Source organism: Neoroseomonas soli (assembly GCF_018129065.1).
GTDB classification, from domain to species: Bacteria; Pseudomonadota; Alphaproteobacteria; order Acetobacterales; family Acetobacteraceae; genus Neoroseomonas; species Neoroseomonas soli.
This window is the reverse complement of record NZ_JAAEDM010000161.1, coordinates 1-3,744: the sequence shown is the minus strand read 5'-3', so window position 1 is coordinate 3,744 and position 3,744 is coordinate 1. Positions and strand designations below refer to the sequence as shown.

Annotated in this window: 3 protein-coding genes; 1 reads left to right on the top strand and 2 read right to left on the bottom strand. The window is 72.4% G+C overall.

Features of this window, described 5'->3' with window-relative positions; all coding sequences use genetic code 11:
• On the bottom strand, positions 1–942 hold a 942-nt coding region (locus tag GXW76_RS25015), incomplete at its 3' end, for a WD40 repeat domain-containing protein (protein WP_408904410.1).
• A 1-nt stretch (position 943) separates the two neighbouring features.
• Complete coding sequence (locus tag GXW76_RS25010; RefSeq protein ID WP_211864853.1) at positions 944–1,954, bottom strand: SH3 domain-containing protein; 1,011 nt, start codon at positions 1,952–1,954, stop codon at positions 944–946.
• Between the two features lie 206 nt (positions 1,955–2,160).
• Between GXW76_RS25010 and GXW76_RS25005 the strand changes: the two genes are divergently transcribed.
• The gene (locus GXW76_RS25005; RefSeq protein WP_211864852.1) at positions 2,161–3,282 is read left to right on the top strand and encodes a branched-chain amino acid ABC transporter substrate-binding protein; all 1,122 of its coding nucleotides are present in this window, start codon (positions 2,161–2,163) and stop codon (positions 3,280–3,282) included.
• The last annotated feature ends 462 nt before the right edge of the window (positions 3,283–3,744 follow it).

The following is a 3,744-nucleotide window of genomic DNA, read 5'->3' as shown; positions in this document are numbered from 1 at the left end:
CCCCCCGCCCTGCCGGGTCGGGGCCGGCGCGGCCGCGTTGCCGCGGCTCAGCCGCGCATAGCCCGCGGCGTGGAGTTGCACACCGCCGCGCCCGTCATGCGCCCAGGCGACGGCGGGAAGCCCCTCCCCCGCCAGGCCGGTGACATCGGGCACCAGCACCGTGCGCAGGTCGGTGGCGGAGAGCACTTCCACCCGCAGCCGATCCTCGAAACCGACGACGAGCAAGGCGCCCTCGGGCGAGAAGGCGATGCCATAGGGGCGCGCGCCCTGCACCGGCACGCGGCTGGCGATGCGCCGCCCATCCGGGCCGTAGAGCCGCACCGCGCCATCCGCGGAACTGGCCGCGAGCCGCCCCGCCGGGTCGAAGGCGACCATGCGCGCGGGGCCGGTATAGGAGGTGTCCTCAAACAGCAGGCGCCCGTTCTGCGCGTCCCACACCTTGATGCCCGCGCGCCCGCCCAAGGCGGCGGCGAGCCGTGTCCCGTCCGGCGAGAAGGCCAGGTGCTGCACGGGCGCCGCCAGCCCCGGCAGCCGCGCCATCAGCCGCCCGGTGTGGGCATCATGGATGTAGAGGGCGAAGCCGTTGTCCCAGGACCGCGCGGTGAAGCCGCCGGCTGCGACGCGCGCGCCGTCCGGCGTCATGGCCACGGCGTAGAGCTCGCCTTCCGCCTCGGTGCCGATCGGCGGGCGGATGACCAGGCGCGGCGTGCCCTCCGGCAGGTTCCACAGCCGCAGCGTCTTGTCGTCGGAAACGCTGGCGAGCACCGAGCCCGCCGCATCGGTGGCGAGCCGCGCCACCGGGGCGATGTGCGCCTCCGCCTCGATGCGCAGGAAGGGCTGCTGCGGCGGCTCGTTCAGTGCCTGCGCGTGCGGCGCCGCCGAGCCGAGAAGGACGGCCGCCGCAAGCCAGACTCGACGCAGCAGGCGGCGGCCACTGACCATGTCAGCTCGCCAGTTCGAAGCCCTGGCCCTGCGCCAGACGGTCGGCGGTCTGCACACTCTCGGAGAAGTTGTCGCGCCTTGCGATGTTGGAGGCGGCGAGCTGGCGGAACTCGCCTTCCTGCCCGCGCCCGCCGACGCCCGCCGTCGGGCTGCCCAGGCCGCGCACGCCGACGGAATTGGCCGGCACGTAGCCGCGCACGCCGGAGGAGGTCTCGACCAGCGCGAAGCTTCCCTGCGCGGGGCGCACCGTGACCTGCTCATTGGCGCCGAGCTGGCCGATCTGCGGCGCATTGGCGTCGGGGCGGATGCGGATCGGCGCCGAGACGCGCGTCATGGTCGGCTGCGGCGTGCCGACGCGCGCGGTGACGGTCTGCTTGGTGCCCGGGGCGATGGTCTCGATCGCGGTGTCGAACTCGGCGCCGCGGGTGCCGATCTTCTCGTTGATCTGGCGGGCCAGCGCCACGTCGCGGCGCATCAGGTCGCGCTGGTAGTTCAGCATCGAGATGCCGGCGTCGCGCGACAGGCGCCCGCCGCGCACGTCGGCGCGGATGCGGTTCGCCGTGTTCACGCGGCAGTCGAGCAACTGGTTGAAGGCGAGCTGCGTGCGGTCGAGCTGCGCGTTCTCGCGGCCGAGGTCGCCGCCCACCGCCATCATCAGCCCCGCCTGGTCCTGCGCCTGGCGCTGCCGCGCCGAGAGGTAGCCGCCGACGCCGCCAACGATGCCGCCCGCCAGCGCGCCGATCGCGGCGCCGGCCAGGATGTCGCTGCCACGCCGCCCGGTGGCCGCGGCGAGCAATCCGCCCGCGACGGCGCCCGTTCCGGCGCCGATCGCCGCCCCGCGCAGGATGTCCTCCCCGTAGAAGTCGCCGGTCGAATCGAGTTGCACCACGTAGGCGCGGCAGGCATCCCGCCCGTCATCGACGCCGATGCGGCCGGCCTGTGTGGAGACGCAGCCCGCCAGCATGACGGCCGCGGTGATGCTGGCCACGGGGCGGCGAAGGGACGCGCGCATCAAAAATACTCCCGGGAGGACTTGGGCGAGACAGCGTAACAGCCCGGACGCCTCGTTGCCAGTATCGGCGGGACCGACTGTGCGAAAGGTCACGCTGGGCAAGCCGCTGCGGCCTGCCCTAGGCTTTCTTCCCATGGCCCTCCCGGCGCCATCGGCGGCGGGGGTGACGGCCGGCCTCAATGAACCAGAACGAATGGGAGAACAGGATGCTCACGACACGCAGGCTGGTGCTCGGCGCGGGCCTCGGCACGCTCGCCATCGGACGGGACGCCTTCGCGCAGGGCGCGTCCGGCCCGATCCGCATCGCCACCGCCGGGCCGATGACCGGCCAGTACGCAGCCTTCGGCACCCAGATGCGCGAAGGCGCGACCCAGGCGGTGACCGACATCAACGCGGCGGGCGGCGTGCTCGGCCGCCAGCTCGCCCTCGAGGTCGGTGACGATGCCTGCGACCCGCGCCAGGCCGTCAGCGTCGCCAACAACCTGGCGGGCCGGCGGGTGATTTTCGTCGCCGGGCATTTCTGCTCCGGCTCCTCTATCCCGGCGCGCGACGTCTATGCCGAGGAAGGCGTGCTGCAGATCAGCCCGGCCTCGACCAATCCGCGCTTCACCGACGAAGGCAAGTGGAACACCTTCCGCACCTGCGGCCGCGACGACCAGCAGGGCCAGGTGGCCGGACGCTACATCCTGCAGAACATGCGCAACCGGCGCGTCGCGGTCCTCCACGACAACACGGCCTATGGAAAGGGCCTCGCGGACGAGACCAAGAAGGCGATGAACGCCGGCGGCATGCAGGAGGCGATGTACGCCGCCTACACCCCGGGCGAGCGCGACTACAGCGCCATCGTCAGCCGCATGAAGGCGGCGAACATCGACGTCATCTACCTCGGCGGCTACCACACCGAGGGCGGGCTCATCATCCGCCAGGCGCGCGAGCAGGGAATGAACGTCACCCTGATCGGCGGCGACGCGCTGGTGACCAACGAGTTCTGGCAGATCAGCGGCGCCGCCGGCGAAGGCACGCTGATGACCTTCTCCTCCGACCCGCGCAAGCGGCCGACGGCGGCCGAGGTGGTGCAGCGCTTCCGCGCCCGCAACGTCGATCCCGAGGGCTACGTCCTCTACACCTATGCCGCGATCCAGATCTTCGCCGACGCGGCGAAGAAAGCGAACACGACGGATGCGCGGCGACTCGCCGCGGTGCTGAAGGCGGAAGGCCCGTGGCAGACGGTGCTCGGGCCGATCTCCTTCGACGCCAAGGGTGACGTCACGGTGCCCGACTACGTCTTCTACATCTGGCGCAACGGCGCCTATGCGGAACTTTCCTGATTTCCTTTGCGGTGCGACGGCGCGGCGGTGCAGCATGGCCGCATCGTCAACAACCGAAAGGAGGTGATCCGGTGTCTCATCGCTTCAATCGGGCTGTCGCGCCCGTAGCCCGGATCACCGCCGGCCGCTGACCATCCGGTGACTGGGGGGCCGAACGGCCCCTGGGTTCCAACCGGAAGGTCCGCCAAGGTCCGGCGGGTCACCAGGGTTTCGCGGGCCGCGCTCCGGCCACGCGATGGGAAGGCCTCGGGGGGAGACCCCCGGGGCCTTCTGCGTTCCTGGAGGCCAGGCTGGCGATCGGTCCGGAGCGGCAAGCGGGCGCACCCTCGCCCGGGCATGCCGGTGGCGCGCGACATGGCGCCGGCCGGGGCCTCATCGCGCCGGCCCGGCGAGCCGATCGGCGAGCCAGGCCGCCACCTCCGCCGCCACGGCCACGGTCGCGATGGGGTCGGGCCTCGCGCG